Source organism: Pseudomonas sp. FP2338, from assembly GCF_030687515.1.
Taxonomy (GTDB): domain Bacteria; phylum Pseudomonadota; class Gammaproteobacteria; order Pseudomonadales; family Pseudomonadaceae; genus Aquipseudomonas; species Aquipseudomonas salomonii.
Map to the genome: position 1 here is coordinate 6,163,255 of NZ_CP117436.1, position 21,448 is coordinate 6,184,702.

Consider the following 21,448-nt stretch of genomic DNA (forward strand, 5'->3'; position numbering starts at 1 on the left):
GGGCTGATGGTTATCGTCGGAACAGGCTTGGCGACACGCTCGCTCTCCTTCTATGTACGAATAGGCAGGGGTTAATTTATGCAGGTTTCAGGCAGTAATGTTCGATCAGTTCCCGCAATAGACGCACTGTAGGCGTCAAGCGTGACATTTCGAGGTATTCACCCGGCTGGTGGGCGCAGGCGATATCGCCGGGGCCAAGCACCAGGGTTTCACAACCAAGGCGCTGAAGATAAGGCGCTTCGGTGCCGAACGCTACTGCTTGCGCACGATGACCGGTCAATCGTTCCGCCACCCGCACCAGCTCGGCGTCTTCGGCCTGCTCGAACGGCGGCACTTCGGGGAACAGCGGCGCGTAGTCGATCTTGACTTTATGGCGCTCGGCCAAGGGTTCGAGCTTCTGGCGGATGGCGGCGCGCAGCACCTGTGGGTCCATGCCCGGCAACGGCCGCAGGTCGAATTCCAGCGAGCATTGGCCGCAGATACGGTTGGGGTTGTCGCCGCCATGGATGCAACCAAAGTTCATGGTCGGTTGCGGCACGCTGAATTGCGGGTTGCGGTACTCACGCTGCCAGGCCAGGCGCAGGCCGCGCAGTTCGCCGATGGCGTCGTGCATGGCTTCAAGGGCGCTGTGGCCCAGGCTTGGGTCCGACGAATGGCCACTTTGGCCCAGAATATCAATGCGCTCCATCATCACGCCTTTGTGCAGGCGGATCGGTTTGAGCCCCGTCGGCTCACCAATCACCGCCGCACGGCCCAACGGGCGCCCGGCCTCGGCCAGTGCACGAGCGCCGGACATTGAGCTTTCTTCATCGCAGGTGGCGAGGATCAGCAAAGGTTGTTTGAACGGTTGGTCCAGCAAGGGCAGCACGGCTTCGATGGCCAGGGCAAAAAAACCCTTCATGTCGCAGCTGCCCAAGCCTACCCAGCGGCCGTCGACTTCCGTCAGCTTGAGCGGATCGGTCTTCCACAGCGCGGCGTCATACGGCACGGTATCGCTATGCCCGGCCAGCACCAGCCCGCCAGGGCCACTGCCGAAACTGGCCAGCAGGTTGAACTTGCCGGGGCTGACTTGCTGGATATCGATGGCAAAACCCAGGTCGCCCAACCAACTGGCGAGCAGGTCGATGACCGGGCGGTTGGTCTGGTCGAGAGACGCTTGGGTGCAACTGACCGACGGCGCGGCAATCAATGCGGCGAATTGCTCTTTCATGGACGGTAACGGCATGCGCAGCCTCTCAACTTCCCGGATGAGCCCCACTATAGAACCATCTGCACGACACAATAAACCGTTGCGGCGCGTTGCCGGGCTCAGTCCTGTACACTGCACGACCTTGGCAGCCACACATTTCCCCGGCTGCGCTCCCGATCCTGGATTTTCCGGCCATGCAGAAAGAAACCGAAATCAAGCTCCGCGTCAGCCGCGAAACCCTCGCCGCGCTGCGTGAGCACCCGCTACTGAAAAAGCGCAACAAAAGTGGCTGGGAACGCCGTGAGTTGATGAACCAGTACTTCGACACCCCCGAGCGCGACCTGGCCCAGGCCAAAGTCGCCCTGCGCCTGCGCAAGGACGGTGACGACATCATCCAGACCCTCAAGACCCGTGGCCAAAGCGTCGCCGGCTTGTCGGAACGCAACGAATACAACTGGGACCTGCCCAAAGCCAAGCTCGATGTGAAGAAACTCGACGGCGAGTGCTGGCCCGAGCAATTGGCCGAGCTGGACAAAAAGACCCTCAAGCCGATTTTCACCACCGATTTCGTGCGTGAGCGCGCCGAAATCGCCTGGGGCCGTGGCAAGGCCAAGGTGGTGATCGAAGCCGCCCTGGACCTGGGCCATGTGGTGGTCGGCAAGCAGAAAGAAGAAATCTGCGAGCTGGAACTGGAACTGCGCGAAGGCGAACCGGCTGCCCTGCTGGAACTGGCCGCCGAACTGGCCGCGACCCTGGCACTGATGCCGTGCGATATCAGCAAGGCCGAGCGCGGCTACCGCCTGTACGACGCCAGCAGCTACTCGCTGAGCCTGCCGGCCCCGCAGGTCCACGCCGAAATGCCGTTGGACGATGCCTTCGCCGCGATCATGTGGCACCTGCTCGGCAGCAGCCAGCGTCTGGCTGAGCAATACCGTTTCAATGGCCACTGGCGCCTGTTGCAGGACTGGGTCGACAACCTCGGCGAACTGCGCGCCCTGATCGGCAGCCTCGGCCAGGCCGCGCCGCGTCAATCCACCAGCGAACTGCGCAGTGCGCTGGACGCGTTGCTGGAAGACTGGCGCCCGCTGGTGCAGGCTGGCGATGACGATGAAGACATCCGCAAAGCCGCGCCGGAACAGTTCGCCGAAGAACTCGAAGACGTGCGCTGGGGCCTGTTCTCGCTGAACACCTCGCGCTGGCTGCTGGCCCGCACCTGGACCGCCGACCGCAACGTGCGTGGCAACCGCCAGGGCGCCGCGCAGATCACCAACTGGCTGCCACGCCTGCTGGCCGACGACGCCGTCGCCCTGCAATTGCAGCGCTACCAGCAGCAACCGGAAGACCTGGCCGAGCAACTGCCGCGCATCGAGCGCATCCAGGCCTGGCTGCACAACGCACGTCAGGTGGTGGACATCCCGGAGCTGGACCGCTTGTACGGCGAGCTGAACAAGTTGGCGCTGCTGGCCAACCAGCCGATCACCGATGAATCGCTGGATGCGCGTATGCACCAGGCGATTGCGGTGTATCAGAACCGCGCCTGGAAGACTTTACTGCGCCTGTAAGATCGCTATCGCGGGCAAGCCCAGCTCCCACAGGGGATGCATTCCAATGTGGGAGCCGGACTTGCCTGCGATGAGGCAGGCCCTGTCAGCGCAAGACTGGCAGGCTGGTGGTGGATTTGATCTCCGACAAGGCTACGATCGAGTTCACCTCCTGAATCCCCGGCACCATCGACAGCTTCTCGAAGAAAAACCGCTCATACGCCTCGATGTCCGACGTAACAATCCGCAGCAGAAAATCCACCGCGCCCATCAGCACATAACACTCCAGCACTTGCGGAAACCCGCGAATCGCCTCGGTGAACTCGGTGAAGTTGGAACGGCCGTGGGCATTGAGTTTGACCTCGGCAAAAATCTGCGTATTGAGGCCGATCTTCTTGCGGTCCAGCAGCGTGACCTGGCCGCGAATCACCCCTTCTTCCTTGAGCCGCTGGATACGCCGCCAGCACGGCGACTGGGACAGGCCCACCTGTTCGGCGATCTGCGCACTGGACAGCGAAGCATCCTCTTGCAGCAGGGCCAGGATGCGGCGGTCATAGGCGTCCAATTCACTGTGCATAAAAATACCTTTGAATGTGCTTATTCTGAATTGATCTATTCAATAAATCGCAGATAGAGCCCATCTTAGATAAGAAATCTCCCGTGACGAATGTAAAAATTTCTCCAGTCGAATTTGGAGAGTCAGCATGCACGCCGTCGAAACCACTCACACCTGCGCACGCGTCGATGCCTGGGCTGTCAACAGTGCCCATTGCCAGGCGCATTATCAGATCGTCGCCGAGGCCGAGCCGGACGTGCTGTGCCGGGTGCTCAACTATTTCGCTCTGCAGTTCCTGACTCCGCAACAGGTCAATGTGAGCCGTGAAGACGACCTGTTGAACATTGATATCGTCATGGACGGTTTGAGCTGGCACCGCGCCCAGGTGATCGGTGAAAAGCTTAGAAACCTGATCAGCGTCTGCTCGCTGGAGGTGTGGCGGGCTGATTCTCTGCGGCCTGCAGCGATGACGGCGGCCAGCCTGTAAAAGCCGGCAATACTCCGGGGCAGGTGGATGTTCGGGGGCAGGCTAGCCTGGGTTTACACCCGACGCCTGCCAGGAAATACCCATGCCTACCGCCTTGCACACTCACCGATTGGAACTGCATCAGTTGCTGCCGGCGCTGCTCGAGCAAGGGCTGATAACCACAGAGATGGCGCATTCACTGTCGACGGCGCCCGCCACCCGGCAACACCCTCTGGTAGGCATTGCAGCCCATGGGCTGTGCCTGGAAACCCTGACGCAATGGCTGGCCACGCACGTCGGGCAGCCGTATCTGCGTATCGACCCGCTCAAGATCGACGTGGCCACCGTGGTGCCGCTGATGTCCCATGCCTTTGCGCAGCGCCATGGGATCCTGGCGGTGGCCGTGGATGCGCAGACCGTCACCGTCGCCAGCGCCCAGCCCCATGTCCGCGACTGGGAAGCCGGGTTGGCGCAGGTGCTCAAGCGCTCGATCAAGCGCGTGGTCGCCAACCCCACGGCTATTGAACGCTGCATCGGCGAGTTCTACCGGTTGGCCAAATCCGTCAGCGGCGCCGATCAAAAAGCGACGGTGGCCGGCAACGTCGAACTGCTCAACCTCGGCACCAGCGATCAGGAGCCGGATGCCAATGACGCGCATATCGTCACCATCGTCGACTGGCTGTTGCAGTACGCCTTCGAGCAGCGGGCCAGTGATATCCATGTCGAACCCTGCCGCGATCAGGGTCGCGTGCGTTTTCGCATCGACGGGCTGCTGCACGATGTGTATCAGTTTCCGCCTCAGGTCACGATGGCGGTGGTCAGCCGCCTCAAGAGCCTGGGCCGGATGAATGTGGCGGAAAAACGCAAACCCCAGGACGGCCGGGTCAAGACCAAAAGCCCGGCAGGCATTGAGGTGGAGCTGCGCCTTTCGACCTTGCCCACGGCGTTTGGTGAAAAACTGGTGATGCGGATTTTCGACCCACAGGTGCTGCTCAAGGATTTCGATCAGTTGGGTTTATCACACGACGACCAACAGCGCTGGCACGCCATGACCGGTCAGGCCAACGGCATCATCCTGGTCACCGGGCCAACCGGCTCCGGCAAGACCAGTACCCTCTACGCCACGCTCAAGCAACTGGCAACCCGCGAGGTCAACCTGTGCACAGTGGAGGACCCGATCGAAATGATTGAACCGGCCTTCAACCAGATGCAGGTGCAGCACAACATCGACCTGACGTTCGCCAGCGGCGTGCGCGCCCTGCTGCGCCAGGACCCGGACATCATCATGATCGGTGAGATCCGTGACCGGGAAACCGCAGAAATGGCGATTCAGGCCGCGTTGACCGGGCATCTGGTGCTGTCGACGCTGCACACCAATGATGCGCCCAGTGCCATCAGCCGGTTGCAGGAGCTAGGCATTGCTCATTATTTGATCAAAGCTACCCTTATAGGGGTGATGGCGCAGCGTTTGGTGCGGCTTTTATGCCCTCATTGCAAACGCGCGGTGGGCGCGCCGGGCACCGCGCATGAAGCTGTCGGCTGCGCAGAATGCCGTGACAGTGGTTATCGAGGCCGCGCCGGGCTCTACGAAATCATGCCGATGAACGAGGCGCTCAAGGCACTGATCCCCCCAGGTGCCGACGTGCAGGCTCTACGCCGGGCCTCAGTGGAGCAAGGCATGCGCAGCCTGCGCATGGCCGGTGTCGACAAAGTGAACGCCGGGCTGACCACCCTGGCAGAGGTATTACGGGTAACGCCTGGAGGTCTTGGGGATTCAGAAACAAATGATTTGATTGTTGGCCCGTGAAACCGTCCTTATCCGTGACTGGGCCGTTACAATCGGCCATACGTCGTATCACTGACACCATCAGATAGGGAATCGCTATGCAGATCGGAACCGTACTGCTTCTTTTCGTGGGTTTGGCCGTTGCCATCTTGTTCATGGGTTTTAAAGTCGTGCCCCAGGGCTACCAGTGGACTGTCGAGCGTTTCGGCCGCTACACCAACACCCTCAAGCCTGGCCTGAACATCATTATTCCGATCATGGACCGCATTGGTCGCAAAATGAACGTGATGGAAAGCGTGCTGGATATTCCACCGCAGGAAGTGATCACCGCCGACAACGCCACCGTGCAAATCGACGCCGTGTGCTTCTTCCAGGTGGTCAACACCGCCCAGGCCGCCTACGAGGTCAACAACCTCGAGCACGCCATCCGCAACCTGCTGCAAACCAACATCCGCACCGTGCTTGGCTCCATGGAGCTGGATGCCATGCTGAGCCAACGGGATGGCATCAACGAAAAACTGCTGCGCACCGTGGATGAAGCCACAGCGCCGTGGGGCATCAAGATCACCCGCATCGAGATCAAAGACATCAGCCCGCCTGCCGACCTGATGGCCGCCATGTCTGGCCAGATGAAAGCCGAGCGGATCAAACGCGCGCAAATCCTGGAAGCCGAAGGCCTGCGGGCATCGGCGATCCTGACGGCCGAAGGTAAAAAACAGGCGCAGATCCTTGAGGCCGAGGGCAGTCGCCAGGCGGCTTTCCTGGAATCCGAAGCCCGTGAGCGTCAGGCCGAGGCCGAAGCCCGTGCCACACAAGTGGTCTCCGAGGCCATCGCGTCGGGCAACGTGCAGGCGGTTAACTACTTCGTCGCGCAAAAATACATCGATGCCTTGGGCAAGCTGGCATCGGCCAACAACAGCAAAGTCATTCTGATGCCGCTGGAAGCCAGCCAGGTGATTGGCGCCGTCGGCGGCATCGGCGAAATCGTCAAGGCAACTTTCGACAACAAGAAAGGCTGAGGCAACTGCCATGTGGGATTTCCTGCAGCATCTGTCGTTCTGGGATTGGCTGGCACTGGGCACGGTACTGTTGATTCTTGAAGTATTCGGCGCCGGCGGTTACCTGTTATGGATGGGCATCGCCGCTGCCGCTGTAGGCGTGATCAAGTTCCTGGTGCCGCCGCTCGGGCTGGAATGGCAACTGCTGTTGTTCGCCGTGCTGTCGATTTTGACCGCCGTCTATTGGTGGAAACGCCAGCGCAGCAGTGCCAAGGTCAGTGACCAGCCGGGGCTGAACATGCGTGGCTCGGAGCTGGTTGGCCGTACGTTTGTGGTGCATCAGGCCATCGTCGATGGCCGGGGCAAGATAAAAGTCGGTGATGGCGTGTGGATGGCGACTGGCCCGGACAGCCCCGTAGGCGCTCAAGTCCGTGTCATTGGTCAGGACGGCGTGATTTTACAGGTCGAAACTGTTTAGTCAGTGATGGAACTCGACTGAGCTATCTACAATCAAACTGTTCAGATAACCCAGTCGGAGTCACCCATCATGCGTCTCAAATATGCTGTCGCAACCCTCGCTGTGCTTTCCCTTCCTGTCGGTTCAGCCATGGCCGACAGCTTTTGGCGTAATGTCATTTCATCGGGCGCCACTACCGGCTCGACGTACCTGACCTTCAAGGACCACAAGCTGGTAGTCGCCGCCCAGGACGACGCAGGCAGCTTTGTTGCCAGCGACGGCGGCATCCGCGGTCCATACCTGGAAGCCGCCATGCAGAAAGTCCGCGCGGACAACCCAGGCCTCAAGGCCACGGACATGGAATTGGCCAACGCTATCCTCGCCAAAAATGCTGTGACCGAGTAAAGCGCTTATAAAAATGCCGCTCATTGAGAGCGGCATTTTTTTGCGCTGCTTTTACCTACGGTGACGCCACAAGAGTGACTAAACAGGAAAAGTCCTATCGACCACTTCGCCAAGGCAGCAACAAGCTATTGATTCCTTCTCACCAAGCGAATCGACCACCATGCAAAAGCTGTCTTCCCTTCTACTGCTCGCCGCTATCGCAGCACCTTATGCCCAGGCAGAAGGCTGGTATGGCTCGGCCAAGCTCAACAGTGCCCGTCAGAATCTTTCCAGCTCGTTGCTGACCAGCCCGCGCGTAACGAATCAGATCGAAGCGCCGGACAGCAGCAAAGCCTTCACCGGCTCATTCGCCGCAGGTTACGCCTTTGCCGACGGGTGGCGATTGGAGGGTGAATACACCACGCGTAGCAGCTCGACGTTCGATTCCTATTGGGCGCCCTTCAATGCCAACGTCAATCGACTGGAGGTCGATAGCCAGCGCTGGATGCTCAACGGCTACAAGAACATTCCGATCAACGATTGGCTGTCGTTCTACGGCATGGCCGGTGTCGGTGTGGCGCAAATTGATGCCGAGGGTTACCAGGGCAACCCCAACCGTCAGTTCGCCAGCAACCGTCAGTACAACTTCGCCTACAGCGTGGGCCTGGGCCTGGACGCCAAAGTCAGTCAAAACCTCACCCTGGGCACCGGCTGGCGTTATGTGGACATGGGCCAGGTTGAGACCGGCTACAACACCTTCGTCAACCGGGCGAATGCCAAGGATGAGCAACTCAAAGGCAAACTCAAAGAGCAGAATGTGTTCCTTGAAGCCCGCTTGTCCTTCTGAGGCACCAACGAAAATGCCGCTTTGTGCAGCGGCATTTTTTTGCTCGTAACGTGACGATTCATTCACGTGTGACAGGCTATATTCAGTCGAACCGTGCAACCATGCGGTACTGATACGTTTATTACTCATCGCCTATCTGAAACGGATGCCTTCGTCGTTATGAGCCAACAGCCCTTTCTGCCGTTTTCCAAACCTACCATTGATGAAGCCACCATCTCGGCGGTCGGCGACGTACTGCGCTCGGGCTGGATCACCAGCGGGCCAAAAGTGCAGGCGTTCGAAGCACAGCTGTCGGAATACTTTGGCGGCCGGCCGGTGCGGACGTTCAATTCCGGCACCTGCACCATGGAAATTGCCCTGCGCATCGCCGGGATTGGCCCAGGGGATGAAGTCATCACCACGCCGATCTCCTGGGTCGCCACTGCCAACGTGATTCTGGAAGTCGGCGCCACGCCGGTATTTGCCGATATCGACCCGGTTACCCGCAATATCGACCTGGCCCAAGTGGAAGCTGCAATCACCCCACGTACCAAGGCGATCATTCCTGTGTACCTGGCGGGCCTGCCCCTGGACATGCCGATGCTGTATGCGCTGGCCAACAAGTACAACCTGCGTATCGTCGAAGACGCTGCCCAGGCACTGGGTTCCAGCTGGGATGGCGAACGCATTGGCGCAACCGGCGACTTTGTATCCTTCAGCTTCCAAGCCAACAAGAACATCACCTCTTCCGAGGGCGGTTGCCTGGTATTGAACAATGCCGAAGAAGCCCGACTGGCCGAGAAATATCGCCTGCAGGGCGTTACCCGCACGGGTTTCGACGGCCTGGACGTGGATGTGTTGGGCGGCAAGTTCAACATGACCGACATCGCCGCCGCCATCGGCCTGGGCCAGTTCGCTCATATCGAGAAGATCACCGCCAACCGCCAGAACCTGGCGCGCCACTACTTCAAATGCTTCGGCAGTGATTTCGAAGCGCAATACGGCGCACAACTGCCGCCGGCAGACTTCGAAAACAGCAACTGGCACCTGTTCCAGCTGGTGTTGCCGGAGCGTCAGGATGGCAAGCCGGCACGCGCCACCTTTATGGAACAGATGCAGGCGCATGGCGTCGGTATTGGCTATCACTACCCGCCGATCCACCTGCTGAGCCTGTATCGGGCACAGGGTTTCAAGGAAGGCATGTTCCCGGTGTCGGAACGTGTTGGGCGTTTGATCGTGTCGTTGCCGATGTTCACAGCGATGACAGAGGCGGACGTAGAGCGGTCGGTTGCGGCGGTTAAAGCGGTATTGAAAGCGGGTTAAACGAAAAAACGCAGGCTTGCCACATTCAACTGTGGGAGCTGGCTTGCCAGCTCCCACATTGATTTGTGCCGGGTTTACTCGCCGATGGCAGCTTTGTAACCCGCAGCATCCAGCAGTTTTTCCAGATCGGCCGGGTTGCTTGGCTTGAGCTTGAAGATCCAGGCGCCGTAAGGGTCGGTGTTCAGCAGCTCAGGCTCGCCGCTCAGGGCGTCGTTCACTGCGATCACTTCGCCGGCGATCGGCGAGTAGATATCCGAGGCGGCTTTTACCGACTCCACCACACCGGCTTGATCAGCTGCGGCAAATACGTTGCCCACTTCCGTCAGCTCAACAAACACCACATCACCCAACGCTTCCTGTGCATGGTCGGAAATCCCGACGGTCACAGTGCCGTCGGCTTCCAGACGGGCCCATTCGTGACTTTCGGCAAAACGCAGGTCAGCTGGGATATCGCTCATAATCTGTGTCCTCAAGAAGAAATGTCAGCGGCCTTCGGCCTGCCGGAAATAGTTAGATCAAGGTTTTGCCATGGCGTACGAAGGTCGGTTTGACCACTCGAACCGGGTACCACTTGCCGCGGATTTCCACTTCGGCCCGATCGGCAGTGGCCGTCGGTACGCGAGCCAGGGCAATGGATTTGCTCAGCGTAGGAGAGAAACTACCACTGGTGATCTCCCCTTCGCCAACATTGGCGATACGAACCACTTGGTGAGCGCGTAAAACCCCACGCTCCTCCAGTACCAGCCCGACCAATTTGTACTGCACACCCGCCGCCAGCTCTGCTTGCAGCGCGCTGCGGCCAATGAAGTTGCGACCGGCAGGTTCCCAGGCAATGCTCCAGGCCATGTTCGCCGCCAAGGGCGAAACCTTCTGGTGGATATCCTGGCCATACAGGTTCATGCCGGCTTCCAGGCGCAGGGTATCGCGAGCGCCGAGGCCAATGGGTGAAATACCCGCGCCCACCAGATCGTTGAAAAAACCCGGCGCCTGATCGGCAGGCAGGACAATCTCCAGGCCGTCTTCACCGGTATAGCCGGTACGGGCGATAAACCAGTCGCCGTCAGCGTGGCCTTCAAAGGGTTTGAGTTGATGAATCAGGGTGCCGCGCGATTGGGTGACCAACTCGGCGATTTTCTGCCGGGCATGGGGCCCCTGAATGGCGAGCATGGCCAACTCGGACCGCTCCTGCAGTTGCACCGAATAGCTGCCCAGTTGCGCCTGCATCCAGGCCATGTCCTGGTCGCGGGTGGCTGCGTTGACCACCAGCCGGTAACCGGCTTCGGTGCGGTAGACGATCATGTCGTCCACCACGCCGCCCTGCTCGTTGAGCATGGCGCTGTAGAGCGCACGGCCGCAGCCATGCAAACGGTCGACATCATTGGCCAGCAGGTGCTGGAGCCATTCCTTGGCCTGAGGGCCGGTGACATCGATCACGGTCATATGGGATACATCGAACACCCCGCAGTCGCGTCGCACCTGATGGTGTTCTTCAACTTGCGAGCCGTAGTGCAGAGGCATATCCCAACCGCCAAAATCGACCATTTTCGCGCCGAGGGCGAGATGCAGGTCATACAGAGGCGTACGCTGTCCCATGGGTTTCTCCTTCCGGGCTTGGCGAAGGTGCGCGGAGCTGCTGTTTGCGCTGAACGCCTTGAATTACAAGGCCTGCAGCCACGCCCAGCGACTCGCTCCGAAAGACGAAGCGCACCGAATGCCGCGCATTGTAGCCGCAAGCCGTAGGACTGGCACCTAACCGATTTGCCGCGCAGAGCGGCGGATCAAGCCGATGACCGGCAGCAGCCCCACCAGCACAAGGGTCAGCGCCGGCAACGAGGCTCGTGCCCATTCTCCTTCACTGGTCATTTCAAAGATGCGAACTGCCAGGGTGTCCCAGCCAAATGGGCGCATCAGCAAGGTTGCGGGCATTTCCTTGAGCACATCGACGAACACCAGCAACGCCGCGCTCAACGTGCCCGGCAGCAATAACGGCAGATACACTTTGCAAAACAGTCGTGGCCCGCTCACCCCGAGACTGCGTGCCGCTTCCGGCAACGACGGGCGGATTCGCGCCAGGCTGTTTTCCAACGGCCCGTAAGCCACCGCCAGAAAGCGCACCAGATAGGCCAGCACCAGTGCCGACAGGCTGCCAAGCAGCAAGGGTTTACCCGCGCCGCCGAGCCAGCCCGACAGCGGCACCACCAACTCTCGGTCCAGGTAGCTGAACGCCAACATGATCGACACTGCCAGCACCGAGCCCGGCAGCGCATAGCCGACATTAGCCAGGCTGATACCGGAGCGAATCGCCCGGGTCGGCGCCAGCCGGTTGGCAAAGGCCAATATCAGCGCCACGCTGACCGTGATCAGCGCGGCAATGCCGCCCAGGTAAAGGGTGTGGACGATCAGGCCGGTGTAGCGCTCATCCAGGTCAAAGCGGCCACGCTGCCAAAACCACGCGACCAGTTGCAGCAGGGGGATGACAAAGGCGCAGGCGAACACCACACCGCACCACGTACTGGCCGCTGCCGCCTTGAACCCACGCAGGTGATACAGCGCCTGGCCCCGTGGCCGCTCATTGCTCGGGCGGCTGGCACCGCGGGCACGCCGTTCGCCGTACAGCACCAGCATCACTACCAGCAGCAACAGGCTGGCGAGTTGGGCGGCGCTGGAAAGGCTGAAAAAGCCGTACCAGGTCTTGTAGATGGCGGTGGTGAAGGTGTCGAAGTTAAACACCGAAACCGCGCCGAAATCCGCCAGGGTTTCCATCAAGGCCAGGGCCACGCCGGCTCCAATCGCCGGCCGCGCCATGGGCAGTGCGACGCGCCAGAACGCCTGCCAGGGCGATTGCCCCAGCACCCGCGCCGCTTCCATCAGGCCTTTACCCTGGGCCAGAAACGCCGTGCGTGCCAGCAGGTAGACGTAGGGGTAGAACACCAGCACCAACACGATAATCACGCCGCTGGTGGAGCGCACGCGCGGCAGCCGCAGGCCGGTGCCGAACCATTCACGCAGCAGGCTTTGTACCGGGCCGGCGAAATCCAGCAGGCCGACAAACACAAAGGCCAGTACGTAGGCGGGAATGGCAAAAGGCAGCATCAAGGCCCAATCGAGCCAGCGCCGCCCAGGAAACTCGCAGAGGCTGGTCAGCCAGGCCAGGCTTACGCCCAGCAGCGTCACCCCCACTCCCACGCCCAGCACCAGGGTGAGTGTATTGCCCAGCAGGCGTGGCATCTGGGTGTCCCACAGGTGCGACCAGATTTGCGCGTCGATACTTTGCCAGGACAGCAACAGCACGCTCAGCGGCAGCAGCACCAGGGCGGCGACGCTGAAGACCGGCAGGTACCAGCGGCGTTGGGCGGGGTGGGCCAAGGGCTAGCTCTCAGGGTGGTAAACATTCAAGGTGAACACAAAGCAATGTGGGAGCCGGGCTTGTCGAATCGTCGCACCGCCGCGATAGCATCACCTCAGGGTGTCAGTTGCACCGAGGTGATGCTGTCGCAGGCAAGCCAGCTCCCACACAAGCCCGCTCCCACATTTAGTTCGGCGCTTGCCTGCAAATTGTAGTTAGTTCCAGCCGGCGCGATCCATCAGGCGGATAGCCTCGGCCTGGCGCTTGCCTGCCACTTCCACCGGCAAGGTATCGGCCACGAACTTGCCCCACGTCGCCACTTCCGCCGATGGCGGCACCGCCGGGTTGGCCGGGAATTCCTGGTTCACGTCGGCGAATATCTGCTGCGCTTCAGGCGTGGTCATCCACTCCACCAATGCCTTGGCCGCTTCCGGGTGCGGTGCGTGTTTAGTCAGGCCAATGCCCGACAGGTTCACGTGCACGCCACGGTCGCCCTGGTTCGGCCAGAACAGTTTTACCGCCAGGTCCGGCTTCTGCTTGTGCAGGCGACCGTAGTAGTAGGTGTTGACGATGCCCACGTCGCACTGCCCGGCGTTGATCGCCTCCAGCACGGCGATGTCGTCGGAAAACACGTCGGTGGACAGGTTGTTGACCCAGCCTTTGACGATTTCCTCAGTCTTCGCCGCACCATGGGTTTCGATCAGGGTGGCGGTCAGCGACTGGTTGTAGACCTTTTTCGCCGTGCGCAGGCACAGGCGGCCTTCCCATTGTTTGTCGGCCAGGGCTTCGTAAGTGGTCAGGTCACCCGGCTTAACACGGGCAGTGGAATAGGCGATGGTCCGCGCGCGCAGGCTCAAGCCGGTCCAGGCGTGGTTCGAGGAGCGGTATTGCAGCGGAATATTCTTGTCGATCACCGCCGAGGTGAATGGCTGCAGGATGCCCATTTGTTCAGCCTGCCAAAGGTTGCCGGCGTCGACGGTGAGCAACAGGTCGGCGGTGGCGTTCTCGCCTTCGGCCTTGATGCGCTGCATCAGCGGGGCTTCCTTGTCGGTGATGAACTTCACCTGCACGCCGGTCTTTTTGGTGTAGGCATCGAACACCGGCTTGATCAGTTCGTCGATGCGCGAGGAGTAGACCACGACTTCGTCGGCTGCCTGCACGGTGGTGCTGCCGATAAGGGTGAGTGCCAGGGCAGTCAGGAGGCGCTTGGGTGCCAACATGGGTGCGGTCTCTCATTTGCAAAAAGAGGGCAAATGATAAGGACTCACATTTGGTAGCGCTTGGTGGAGGCGTTACGAGATGTTGCATGGCTGGGATTGGTGTTGGGGCCAATGGCCCCATCGCGGGCAAGCCCGGCTCCCACAGGGAACTCAGGCGCCCTCAGGGTTTGGCCAGTTCCGGGAGGTCGCCGGTCAGGCCGAGGGCCTGACGGACGAAGACGGCCTTGGCTTCGGGCATCTGGTCGACCATTTTCAGCCCGGCGTTGCGCAGCCAGCGCAATGGCAGCTGGTCGGCCTGGAACAGGCGCTCAAAGCCTTCCATGGCCGCCATCAGCGCCAGGTTATGCGGCATGCGCCGACGTTCGTAGCGGCTCAGTACCTTCACATCAGCCAGGCGCTCACCACGTTCGGTGGCTGCCAGCAGCACCTCGGCCAGCACCGCCGCATCGAGGAAGCCCAGGTTCACGCCCTGCCCCGCCAGCGGGTGGATCACGTGGGCCGCGTCGCCAATCAACGCCAGGCCTTCTGCCACATAACGTTTGGCGTGTCGTTGGCGCAATGGCACGCACACACGTGGATCGGCGCTGATCACCGTGCCGAGCTGCCCTTCAAAGGCGCGCTCCAGCTCACGGCAGAAGTTCTCGTCGTCCAGCGCCATCAGGCGCTCGGATTCGGCCGGGGTGGTCGACCAGACGATCGAGCACCAGTCTTCCTGCCCATCGCGCACCAGTGGCAAAAACGCCAGCGGGCCAGTGTCGGTAAACCGCTGCCATGCCGTGCGCTGATGGGGCTGGCTGCTGCGCACGCTGGTGACGATGGCGTTATGCAAATAATCCCACTCGCGGGTCGCTGTGCCGGTCAGGCGGCGTACGGCGGAGTTGGCGCCATCGGCGGCGACCACCAGCGGCGCACGCAGTTTACGGCCGTCAGCCAGGGTCAACAGCCAGTCATCGCCGGAGCGGCGCATCTGTTCCAGGCGGGCGTTGGCCAGCAGGCCCAGGTCGCAATCATGCAGGCGGTCGAGCAAAGCGTCCTGAACCACGCGGTTCTCGACAATATGCCCGAGCACTTCGGCGTGCACACTGGCCGCCGAGAAGTGGATCTGCCCGGTACCGCTGCCGTCCCACACTTGCATCTCGCCATAGGGGCTGGCGCGCCGCGACACAATGCCGTCCCACACGCCGAGGCGCTCAAGGATGCGCTGGCTCGCGGCCGACAAGGCGCTCACCCGTGGCTCGAAGGCCGCCTCACGGTCAAATGGCTTGACGCTCAGCGGGCTGCCGTCGAGCAGCAGCACCTGCAGGCCACTGCCCTGCAACGCCAGCGCCAGGGCGCTTCCGACCATTCCGGCCCCGACAATCAGCACATCTGCGCGCATGTCCATGCTTTAAGCCTGCTTTGCTGGCGGCTTGCGCCGCACGTAAAGGGTTTTGTCGACCCGCGCCACCAGGGTGCCGGAGCCGTCATGAATCTCGACCTTGAGGTGGGGCAGGTACTTCTCGCCACCTTGGGTTTGCCGGCGAATCTCGTCCAGCAAAGCGTCGTCGATGGAAAATTCGGCGTACACCGGGCCTTTGCCTGGCGACACGAAGTCGATGCTCGCGGCCTTGTCCCACACGATGTAATCGCGGCCCAGGTTTTCCATCAACAGCAACATGTAGAACGGGTCGACCATCGAATAGAGGCTGCCGCCAAATTGCGTGCCGACATAGTTGCGGTTGTACCAACCCAGGCCCATGCGCACTTTGACATGACGAAAGTCAGCGCTCATGTGCTGCACGCTTATCCCCGCCCCGAGATAGGGCGGATAAAGGGTCATGACCCAACGCAACAGCCGCGCTTTACCCAAACGTTGGATCAACCACTTACGCATCGGGGCGCGTACCCAGGCCCATGGCCTGACGAGCAAACCAGCGTTTGGCTGGCGGTAAAAGGTCCAGGCCGAGCAGGCCCATGTTGCGGCCCAAAGCCACTAACGGCTGGGCACTGCCAAACAGGCGTGTAACTTGATCGGAGAAACCCACCGTGAGTTTCTGGTCCAGATGCTGGCTTTCGCGGTAGCGCTGCAAGGTCGCCAAGTCACCCGGCACCGCCGGCCCGGCCAGCAGGGCTTCGGCCAAGGCATTGGCATCGCGCAGGGACAGGTTGAACCCCTGCCCGGCAATCGGGTGCAGGCTGTGGGCGGCATTGCCGAGGATCGCCAGGTGTGAGCGCACTTGTTCTTCAGCTTCCACCAGCGTCAGCGGGTACAGGTGCCGCGCGCCGACTTGCTTGAGGGTGCCCAGGCGGTAGCCGAACACGCCCTGCAATTCGCTCAAGAAACTGCGCTCATCGAGGTTGGCCAAACGCTGGGCGTCCATGCCGATGCGTGTCCACACCAGCGCGCAGCGGTTGTCCGGCAACGGCAACAGGGCCATCGGGCCTTCATCGGTAAAACGCTCGAAGGCCTCACCGTTGTGGGCTTCGCTTGGGGTGATGTTGGCGATCAGCGCGCTCTGGTTGTACGGGCGGGTTTTCACGCCAATACCTAACTGCTCGCGCAAACCGGAGCGGCCGCCATCGGCCAATACCGCCAGGTCGCATTCCAGCACGGTTTCATCGTTGAGGGTCAGGCGATAGCCGTCGGGCAGCGGCTCCATACGTGTAACTTCCGCCGGGCAGCGCCAGCTCACCACCTCTTTATCCAGGCCTTGCCACAGGCACTGGCCGAGCCAGGCGTTTTCCACCACATAGCCGAGGGCCGGCACGCCTTCTTCCATGGCTGACAAGCGCGCAGTGGAGAACCGCCCCCGGTCCGACACATGAATCTGCTTGATCGGCTCGGCGCGGCGGGAGATGTCCTGCCACACACCCAGGCGCTGATAGATCTGCCGGGCGCCGTAGGAAAGTGCCGAAGAACGCGCATCGTAGCTCGGCTGGTAAGTGTCACCCGGCGCGAACGGTTCGATCAGCACGATCTTCCAACCCCGCGCCTTGGCACCGGCCTGCAAGGCCAACGCCAGGCTGGCGCCGACCAGGCCGCCGCCGATAATCGCCAGGTTGACCCGGCTCATCGGGCAGCCGCCATCAGCGCTTCGATCTCGGCGACGGTTTTGGGGACGCCGCCGGTCAGAATCTCACAGCCTTGCTTGGTCACTATCACGTCGTCCTCGATGCGTACGCCAATGCCACGCCATTTCTTTGCCACATGCTGGTTGTCCGGCGAAATATAAATCCCCGGCTCCACGGTCAACGCCATGCCGACTTCCAGCACACGCCATTCACCGCCCACTTTGTATTCGCCCACATCGTGCACATCCATGCCCAGCCAGTGGCCGGCGCGGTGCATATAAAAGGCACGGTAGGCTTCGCTGGCGATCAGCTCGTCGACGTCACCTTGCAACAACCCCAACCTCACCAGCCCGGCGGTGATGACCTGCACGGTCGCCTCATGGGCCTGATTCCAATGTTTATTCGGCGCAATCTGGGCGAAGGCGGCTTCCTGGGAGGCCAGCACAATCTCGTAGATCGCCTTTTGTTCGGGCGAAAACTTGCCGCTGACCGGCCACGTGCGCGTGATATCGCTGGCGTAGCAGTCGATCTCGCAACCGGCGTCGATCAGCACCAGGTCGCCGTCCTTGAGCAGCGCGTCATTCTGCTGGTAGTGCAGGATGCAGCTGTTGCGCCCGGCGGCGACGATGGAGCCGTAGGCCGGCATCTTCGCGCCGCCCTTGCGGAACTCGTAATCGAGCTCGGCTTCGAGGCTGAATTCATACAGCCCGGCGCGGCTGGCCTGCATCGCCTTGACGTGGGCCGCGCAGGAAATCCGCGCGGCCTCGCGCATCACCTTCACTTCTGCCGCCGATTTATACAGGCGCATGTCGTGAAGCAGATGATCCAGGGCAACAAATTCGTTCGGTGGCTGGGCGCCCAAGTGCGCTTTGGAACGGATCACGTTGATCCACTCCATCACATGCCGGTCGAATTCGGCGTTGCTGCCCATGGCCGAATATACCCGGTCGCGGCCTTCGATCAGGCCGGGCAGGATGTCGTCGATATCGGTGATGGGGAACGCGTCGTCAGCGCCAAAGTCGCGAATGGCGCCTTCGGTGCCGGCGCGCAGGCCGTCCCACAATTCGCGTTCGGCGTTGCGCTCGCGGCAGAACAGCACGTACTCACCATGCTGGCGACCGGGCATCAGCACGATCACTGCTTCAGGTTCAGGGAAGCCGCTCAGGTACTGGAAGTCGCTGTCCTGGCGGTAGACGTGCTCGACATCACGGTTGCGGATGGCCACGGCGGCGGCCGGCAGGATCGCGATGCTGTTGGGTTCCATCTGCGCCATGAGCGCCTTGCGGCGACGGGTGTATTCCGCTTTCGGGATATGAATCATGGGCAGATGGGTTTCCTTGCTTAGTGCAGCGACGGCTTGGGTGCGGCTGGCTCAGCGGATTTTTTGGTCTCGGTGAACAGCAGCAGCGGCGCGACACGCAGGTATTCCATCACTTCCATATAGTCGCCTTCGCCGTCCTCGGACTCTTCCAGGGCATCTTGCACCTGGGAGATGGCAGCCAGGTCTTGCAACACTTCTTTGGCGTCGGTGCTCAGCTCCAGGCCACCGGCATTTACGCCAAAGCCGTGCAGGAAGCCCTGGCACCATTGGCCCAGTGCGGCGGCGCGCTCGGTGAGCGGCGCGTCGTCGGTCGGCAGCAGCAGGACCACGGTGACGTCATCACCGGTCAGTTCGCCCTTGACCATCTCTTGCAGGCCGATCAGTGCGTTACGCACGTTCTCGGTAGGTTCGGTTTCCAGCAGCTCGGCCACATCGGCCAGCCAGTTGTCGGCATCGAAGCCAACACCCGTGCAGCTGCGGCCCAACAGCACGCCGTGCAGTTCGGCAGGCGAGCAAGGATGACCGCTGGAGCTCAGCAGTTTGGAAAAAGCGTCGTACGGGGAGTTCTGAATAGGCATGGTGAGCTAGGCGCCAGACGGCGCAATGTCTAGAATGAAGCGCTGTATCCTAGCACCGGCAGACGTACCAAGACTATCGAGGGCGTCAGATCGTTTATCCTGAAGTTGCCATTCATCAGACAAATCCAGTGGAACCCAATGGAAGACACCGACCTGCAAGCGCTGATGGCCAGACTCGAACTGCTAATTGATCGGGTCGAGCAACTTAAGAGTCAAAACGGACTCCTATTAGCTCAGGAAAAGACCTGGCGCGAGGAACGCGCTCACCTCATTGAAAAAAACGAAATCGCCCGGCGTAAGGTCGAATCGATGATTTCGCGCCTGAAGGCCCTGGAGCAAGACTCATGAGTTCAAGCAATAGCGTTACCGTGCAGATCCTCGACAAAGAATATTCGATCATCTGCCCCCAGGAAGAACGCAGCAATCTGGTGAGTGCTGCCCGCTACCTGGACGGCAAGATGCGTGAAATCCGCAGCAGCGGCAAAGTCATCGGCGCCGACCGTATCGCCGTGATGGCCGCGCTGAACATTACCCACGATCTGCTGCATAAGCAGGAACGGCCTGACGTGCAGGCCAGCGGCTCGACGCGCGAGCAGGTGCGTGACCTGCTCGAACGCGTGGATCTGGTACTTTCTACCGATCCAGAGCCACCCAAGGGCTGAATGACGCGTCTGTTTAAGGTATACTCGCCTCACTCCCTGGCGTGTTTGCCAGTCGGCGATGTCCCTGAGCCGATTCGCACTACCCTGGAAGTTGCACGTTGGGCTGGTGTGCATGTCCGCTAGACGGAAAGCCTTAAAGCCTACTGCATCTTCCACCTTGAACTTTCGGGTTCAAGGGCTAAGTCGACAGCGGCTCTGTCGGGGAGCCTGAATTCCCAAACTCAATGCCAGTCTCAGGACTGGCATTGTTTTATGAGCCGAACAACCATGACCGAACCTGCGCCGCCTTCCCGTCCGCAACTTCGACGCATGTTGCGCAAAGCCCGCCGCGCGCTTACGCCGAGCGAGCAGCGCAAGGCCGCCCACGGCCTGTATCGGCAACTGGCACAGCACCCGCTGTTTCGCCGGGCCAAACATATCTCTTTATATCTACCCACGGACGGTGAAATCGATCCGCGCCTGCTGCTGCGCGCTGCCCAGCGCCGGGGCAAGGCCACTTATCTGCCGGTACTCAGTGCCTGGCCGCGCACCAAGATGGTGTTCCAGCGCGTGCGGCCTGGGGATAAGTTATTGCCCAACCGTTTTCGCATCCTTGAGCCGCACGTCAATGCCAACCGCCAGCGCAACGTCTGGGCGCTGGACTTGGTGCTGTTGCCGCTGGTGGGTTTCGATGATGTGGGTGGACGACTGGGCATGGGCGGTGGGTTTTATGACCGCAGCCTGGCCTACCTGGCTCGGCGCAAAAACTGGCGCAAGCCCACGTTGCTTGGCCTGGCCCATGAATGCCAGAAGGTCGAACGTTTGGCGCAGGCGAGCTGGGATGTGCCATTGGCTGGCACGGTCACCGATAAAAAATGGTATGTCGCAGAAACGTCGCTGGAACCAGCGACGCTTTAAAAATAAGTGTTAACGCTTGAACGGTTGTGGCTGCTGCTGAGCCAGTTCAACCGGTGCATCGGTCTTGTTCGACCACAAGCTCTGGGCATATCCGGTGGTCACAACGCCCAGACCAAACAAAATAACCAAAATCCATAGTAAATCCGGTTTACGTTGCATCGATTGCCCCCCTTCAGGCACCTCGTACACGATGACAACAACGTTCCAAAGTAGTCCGTTGCAGCTGCGCCAAGCTTAAAAGCGGGCATTCTGCGGTAACGTGACCCAACACGCAAACCTTGACGCCAACCGACTGTCGGTTTGTCATGGAATTGCCTTACAACTTACCCAATGCCTTTTTCAGGAGCCCAAAAATGGCCTACTGGCTGATGAAATCCGAGCCCGATGAACTCTCCATCAAAGGCCTGGAAAAGCTCGGTGAAACGCGCTGGGACGGCGTGCGCAACTATCAGGCACGCAACTTTCTGCGAGCCATGGCCGTTGGTGATGAGTTTTTCTTCTATCACTCAAGCTGCCCTGAGCCGGGCATTGCCGGTATCGGCAAAATTGTCGAGGCAGCCTATCCGGACCCGACCGCGCTGGAGCCCGAAAGCCACTACTTCGATGCTAAAGCCACGCCGGAGAAAAACCCGTGGACGGCAATCAACGTGGCCCACGTCGAGACATTTCCAAAGGTGCTGGGCCTTGGCTACCTGAAACAACAAACCGCCCTCGCCGAATTGCCGCTGGTGCAAAAAGGCAGTCGATTGTCGGTGATGCCGGTAACGGCCGAACAATGGGCAGCGGTGCTCGCCCTGCGCTGAAAAGGCAGAACCCTGCGGTCACACCTGTGATGCAAGCATCTTCA

Annotated in this window: 24 protein-coding genes and 1 other RNA gene; 13 read left to right on the plus strand and 12 right to left on the minus strand. The window is 60.7% G+C overall.

What is annotated here, in order from left to right; translation table 11 throughout:
- Positions 1–76: 76 nt before the first annotated feature.
- The gene (gene argE / locus PSH96_RS28040) at positions 77–1,225 is read right to left on the minus strand and encodes an acetylornithine deacetylase (RefSeq protein WP_065931829.1); all 1,149 of its coding nucleotides are present in this window, start codon (positions 1,223–1,225) and stop codon (positions 77–79) included.
- 158 nt (positions 1,226–1,383) lie between these two features.
- Here argE and PSH96_RS28045 point away from each other — a divergent pair, with 158 nt between their 5' ends.
- Entirely contained in the window at positions 1,384–2,751 is a 1,368-nt protein-coding gene (locus tag PSH96_RS28045) for an inorganic triphosphatase (RefSeq protein WP_305456474.1), read from the plus strand.
- Positions 2,752–2,836: 85 nt separating this feature from the next.
- On the opposite strand, the gene PSH96_RS28050 is transcribed toward PSH96_RS28045, so the two are convergent.
- Positions 2,837–3,307 carry an Lrp/AsnC family transcriptional regulator gene (locus tag PSH96_RS28050; protein WP_305456475.1) on the minus strand — a complete coding sequence of 157 codons (471 nt, stop codon included), beginning with the start codon at positions 3,305–3,307 and terminating at the stop codon, positions 2,837–2,839.
- A gap of 127 nt (positions 3,308–3,434) precedes the next feature.
- Here PSH96_RS28050 and PSH96_RS28055 point away from each other — a divergent pair, with 127 nt between their 5' ends.
- The 7 genes from PSH96_RS28055 (at position 3,435) to PSH96_RS28085 (ending at position 9,526) form a co-directional block, all read left to right on the plus strand.
- A complete protein-coding gene (locus PSH96_RS28055) occupies positions 3,435–3,773 on the plus strand; it encodes a hypothetical protein (protein ID WP_122527753.1) in 339 nt (112 codons plus the stop codon).
- 82 nt (positions 3,774–3,855) lie between these two features.
- Positions 3,856–5,559 carry a GspE/PulE family protein gene (locus PSH96_RS28060; RefSeq protein WP_305456476.1) on the plus strand — a complete coding sequence of 568 codons (1,704 nt, stop codon included), beginning with the start codon at positions 3,856–3,858 and terminating at the stop codon, positions 5,557–5,559.
- 77 nt (positions 5,560–5,636) lie between these two features.
- A complete protein-coding gene (locus PSH96_RS28065; RefSeq protein WP_053258568.1) occupies positions 5,637–6,557 on the plus strand; it encodes an SPFH domain-containing protein in 921 nt (306 codons plus the stop codon).
- A gap of 10 nt (positions 6,558–6,567) precedes the next feature.
- Entirely contained in the window at positions 6,568–7,014 is a 447-nt protein-coding gene (locus PSH96_RS28070) for an NfeD family protein (RefSeq protein WP_058421192.1), read from the plus strand.
- A 69-nt stretch (positions 7,015–7,083) separates the two neighbouring features.
- Positions 7,084–7,398, plus strand: a complete 315-nt coding sequence (locus PSH96_RS28075; protein WP_043046966.1) for a DUF2388 domain-containing protein — start codon at positions 7,084–7,086, stop codon at positions 7,396–7,398.
- A gap of 160 nt (positions 7,399–7,558) precedes the next feature.
- Positions 7,559–8,224, plus strand: a complete 666-nt coding sequence (locus PSH96_RS28080; protein WP_305456479.1) for an outer membrane protein — start codon at positions 7,559–7,561, stop codon at positions 8,222–8,224.
- 159 nt (positions 8,225–8,383) lie between these two features.
- The gene (locus tag PSH96_RS28085; protein WP_305456481.1) at positions 8,384–9,526 is read left to right on the plus strand and encodes a DegT/DnrJ/EryC1/StrS aminotransferase family protein; all 1,143 of its coding nucleotides are present in this window, start codon (positions 8,384–8,386) and stop codon (positions 9,524–9,526) included.
- A 74-nt stretch (positions 9,527–9,600) separates the two neighbouring features.
- On the opposite strand, the gene gcvH is transcribed toward PSH96_RS28085, so the two are convergent.
- The 9 genes from gcvH to PSH96_RS28130 all read right to left on the minus strand — a co-directional run bounded on the left by gcvH (position 9,601) and on the right by PSH96_RS28130 (position 19,042).
- On the minus strand, positions 9,601–9,984 hold the full coding sequence (gene gcvH, locus PSH96_RS28090; protein ID WP_177086709.1) for a glycine cleavage system protein GcvH: 384 nt from the start codon (positions 9,982–9,984) through the stop codon (positions 9,601–9,603).
- 52 nt (positions 9,985–10,036) lie between these two features.
- Positions 10,037–11,119, minus strand: coding sequence for a glycine cleavage system aminomethyltransferase GcvT (gene gcvT, locus PSH96_RS28095; RefSeq protein ID WP_305456483.1), 1,083 nt, complete (start codon positions 11,117–11,119; stop codon positions 10,037–10,039).
- 156 nt (positions 11,120–11,275) lie between these two features.
- Positions 11,276–12,892, minus strand: coding sequence for an iron ABC transporter permease (locus tag PSH96_RS28100; protein ID WP_065931838.1), 1,617 nt, complete (start codon positions 12,890–12,892; stop codon positions 11,276–11,278).
- Positions 12,893–13,087: 195 nt separating this feature from the next.
- A complete protein-coding gene (locus PSH96_RS28105; protein ID WP_305456484.1) occupies positions 13,088–14,092 on the minus strand; it encodes an extracellular solute-binding protein in 1,005 nt (334 codons plus the stop codon).
- A gap of 160 nt (positions 14,093–14,252) precedes the next feature.
- Entirely contained in the window at positions 14,253–15,470 is a 1,218-nt protein-coding gene (locus PSH96_RS28110) for a 2-octaprenyl-3-methyl-6-methoxy-1,4-benzoquinol hydroxylase (protein WP_305460192.1), read from the minus strand.
- A gap of 9 nt (positions 15,471–15,479) precedes the next feature.
- The gene (locus PSH96_RS28115) at positions 15,480–15,965 is read right to left on the minus strand and encodes a DUF4442 domain-containing protein (protein ID WP_058421186.1); all 486 of its coding nucleotides are present in this window, start codon (positions 15,963–15,965) and stop codon (positions 15,480–15,482) included.
- The gene (gene ubiH, locus PSH96_RS28120; protein ID WP_219269957.1) at positions 15,958–17,145 is read right to left on the minus strand and encodes a 2-octaprenyl-6-methoxyphenyl hydroxylase; all 1,188 of its coding nucleotides are present in this window, start codon (positions 17,143–17,145) and stop codon (positions 15,958–15,960) included. The genes PSH96_RS28115 and ubiH overlap by 8 nt, the downstream gene beginning before the upstream one ends.
- A complete protein-coding gene (pepP, locus tag PSH96_RS28125) occupies positions 17,142–18,464 on the minus strand; it encodes a Xaa-Pro aminopeptidase (RefSeq protein ID WP_305456489.1) in 1,323 nt (440 codons plus the stop codon). The genes ubiH and pepP overlap by 4 nt, the downstream gene beginning before the upstream one ends.
- Before the next feature lie 20 nt (positions 18,465–18,484).
- On the minus strand, positions 18,485–19,042 hold the full coding sequence (locus PSH96_RS28130) for a YecA family protein (RefSeq protein ID WP_017135268.1): 558 nt from the start codon (positions 19,040–19,042) through the stop codon (positions 18,485–18,487).
- A gap of 138 nt (positions 19,043–19,180) precedes the next feature.
- On the opposite strand from PSH96_RS28130, the gene PSH96_RS28135 reads away from it, so the two are divergent.
- The 4 genes from PSH96_RS28135 (at position 19,181) to PSH96_RS28150 (ending at position 20,601) form a co-directional block, all read left to right on the plus strand.
- A complete protein-coding gene (locus PSH96_RS28135) occupies positions 19,181–19,390 on the plus strand; it encodes a TIGR02449 family protein (RefSeq protein WP_003177365.1) in 210 nt (69 codons plus the stop codon).
- Positions 19,387–19,704, plus strand: coding sequence for a cell division protein ZapA (locus tag PSH96_RS28140; protein WP_003213956.1), 318 nt, complete (start codon positions 19,387–19,389; stop codon positions 19,702–19,704). Before PSH96_RS28135 ends, PSH96_RS28140 begins: the two co-directional genes overlap by 4 nt.
- Positions 19,705–19,734: 30 nt before the next feature.
- Positions 19,735–19,913: non-coding RNA, 6S RNA (gene ssrS, locus PSH96_RS28145), on the plus strand.
- A gap of 58 nt (positions 19,914–19,971) precedes the next feature.
- Positions 19,972–20,601, plus strand: coding sequence for a 5-formyltetrahydrofolate cyclo-ligase (locus PSH96_RS28150; protein ID WP_305460194.1), 630 nt, complete (start codon positions 19,972–19,974; stop codon positions 20,599–20,601).
- Positions 20,602–20,610: 9 nt separating this feature from the next.
- Here the strand turns inward: PSH96_RS28150 and PSH96_RS28155 are convergent, their stop codons facing one another.
- Positions 20,611–20,760 carry a hypothetical protein gene (locus tag PSH96_RS28155; RefSeq protein ID WP_010207387.1) on the minus strand — a complete coding sequence of 50 codons (150 nt, stop codon included), beginning with the start codon at positions 20,758–20,760 and terminating at the stop codon, positions 20,611–20,613.
- 194 nt (positions 20,761–20,954) lie between these two features.
- Here PSH96_RS28155 and PSH96_RS28160 point away from each other — a divergent pair, with 194 nt between their 5' ends.
- Positions 20,955–21,404 carry an EVE domain-containing protein gene (locus PSH96_RS28160; RefSeq protein WP_305456492.1) on the plus strand — a complete coding sequence of 150 codons (450 nt, stop codon included), beginning with the start codon at positions 20,955–20,957 and terminating at the stop codon, positions 21,402–21,404.
- Positions 21,405–21,448: the final 44 nt, after the last annotated feature.

Coding starts and splice junctions, on each gene's coding strand:
- argE (WP_065931829.1), bottom strand. CDS start 1,225: ATGCCGTTACCGTCCATGAAAGAGCAATTCGCCGCATTGATTGCCGCG.
- PSH96_RS28045 (WP_305456474.1), top strand. CDS start 1,384: ATGCAGAAAGAAACCGAAATCAAGCTCCGCGTCAGCCGCGAAACCCTC.
- PSH96_RS28050 (WP_305456475.1), bottom strand. CDS start 3,307: ATGCACAGTGAATTGGACGCCTATGACCGCCGCATCCTGGCCCTGCTG.
- PSH96_RS28055 (WP_122527753.1), top strand. CDS start 3,435: ATGCACGCCGTCGAAACCACTCACACCTGCGCACGCGTCGATGCCTGG.
- PSH96_RS28060 (WP_305456476.1), top strand. CDS start 3,856: ATGCCTACCGCCTTGCACACTCACCGATTGGAACTGCATCAGTTGCTG.
- PSH96_RS28065 (WP_053258568.1), top strand. CDS start 5,637: ATGCAGATCGGAACCGTACTGCTTCTTTTCGTGGGTTTGGCCGTTGCC.
- PSH96_RS28070 (WP_058421192.1), top strand. CDS start 6,568: ATGTGGGATTTCCTGCAGCATCTGTCGTTCTGGGATTGGCTGGCACTG.
- PSH96_RS28075 (WP_043046966.1), top strand. CDS start 7,084: ATGCGTCTCAAATATGCTGTCGCAACCCTCGCTGTGCTTTCCCTTCCT.
- PSH96_RS28080 (WP_305456479.1), top strand. CDS start 7,559: ATGCAAAAGCTGTCTTCCCTTCTACTGCTCGCCGCTATCGCAGCACCT.
- PSH96_RS28085 (WP_305456481.1), top strand. CDS start 8,384: ATGAGCCAACAGCCCTTTCTGCCGTTTTCCAAACCTACCATTGATGAA.
- gcvH (WP_177086709.1), bottom strand. CDS start 9,984: ATGAGCGATATCCCAGCTGACCTGCGTTTTGCCGAAAGTCACGAATGG.
- gcvT (WP_305456483.1), bottom strand. CDS start 11,119: ATGGGACAGCGTACGCCTCTGTATGACCTGCATCTCGCCCTCGGCGCG.
- PSH96_RS28105 (WP_305456484.1), bottom strand. CDS start 14,092: ATGTTGGCACCCAAGCGCCTCCTGACTGCCCTGGCACTCACCCTTATC.
- PSH96_RS28110 (WP_305460192.1), bottom strand. CDS start 15,470: ATGCGCGCAGATGTGCTGATTGTCGGGGCCGGAATGGTCGGAAGCGCC.
- PSH96_RS28115 (WP_058421186.1), bottom strand. CDS start 15,965: ATGCGTAAGTGGTTGATCCAACGTTTGGGTAAAGCGCGGCTGTTGCGT.
- ubiH (WP_219269957.1), bottom strand. CDS start 17,145: ATGAGCCGGGTCAACCTGGCGATTATCGGCGGCGGCCTGGTCGGCGCC.
- pepP (WP_305456489.1), bottom strand. CDS start 18,464: ATGATTCATATCCCGAAAGCGGAATACACCCGTCGCCGCAAGGCGCTC.
- PSH96_RS28130 (WP_017135268.1), bottom strand. CDS start 19,042: ATGCCTATTCAGAACTCCCCGTACGACGCTTTTTCCAAACTGCTGAGC.
- PSH96_RS28135 (WP_003177365.1), top strand. CDS start 19,181: ATGGAAGACACCGACCTGCAAGCGCTGATGGCCAGACTCGAACTGCTA.
- PSH96_RS28140 (WP_003213956.1), top strand. CDS start 19,387: ATGAGTTCAAGCAATAGCGTTACCGTGCAGATCCTCGACAAAGAATAT.
- PSH96_RS28150 (WP_305460194.1), top strand. CDS start 19,972: ATGACCGAACCTGCGCCGCCTTCCCGTCCGCAACTTCGACGCATGTTG.
- PSH96_RS28155 (WP_010207387.1), bottom strand. CDS start 20,760: ATGCAACGTAAACCGGATTTACTATGGATTTTGGTTATTTTGTTTGGT.
- PSH96_RS28160 (WP_305456492.1), top strand. CDS start 20,955: ATGGCCTACTGGCTGATGAAATCCGAGCCCGATGAACTCTCCATCAAA.